Here is a 571-nt window from a genome sequence, read left to right on the forward strand (position 1 = left end):
TTTTCACTCCCCTCGCCGGGGTTCTTTTCGCCTTTCCCTCACGGTACTGGTTCACTATCGGTCAGTCAGGAGTATTTAGCCTTGGAGGATGGTCCCCCCATCTTCAGACAGGATATCACGTGTCCCGCCCTACTCATCGAGTTCACAGAAGGTGTGTCTTTGTGTACGGGGCTGTCACCCTTTACTGCGCGACTTTCCAGACGCTTCCACTGACACACAAACTGATTCAGACTCTGGGCTGTTCCCCGTTCGCTCGCCGCTACTGGGGGAATCTCGGTTGATTTCTTTTCCTCGGGGTACTTAGATGTTTCAGTTCCCCCGGTTCGCCTCATGCCACTATGTATTCATGACATGATAGTGTGACGAGTCACACTGGGTTTCCCCATTCGGGTATCGCCGGTTATAACGGTTCATATCACCTTACCGACGCTTATCGCAGATTAGCACGCCCTTCATCGCCTCTGACTGCCTAGGCATCCACCGTGTACGCTTAGTCGCTTAACCTCACAACCCACAAGCGTCCCGAAAGACGGATGTCAGTTGCAAGCATTTGAGAGACTCGAACATACCG

1 rRNA gene is annotated in these 571 nt (G+C 52.7%); it reads right to left on the reverse strand.

The window, feature by feature from the left end:
• A 23S ribosomal RNA gene (locus IBT46_RS27060) occupies positions 1–504 on the reverse strand; the annotation flags it as partial.
• Positions 505–571: the final 67 nt, after the last annotated feature.

Source organism: Erwinia sp. S38 (assembly GCF_016624545.1).
GTDB lineage: Bacteria > Pseudomonadota > Gammaproteobacteria > Enterobacterales > Enterobacteriaceae > Erwinia > Erwinia coffeiphila.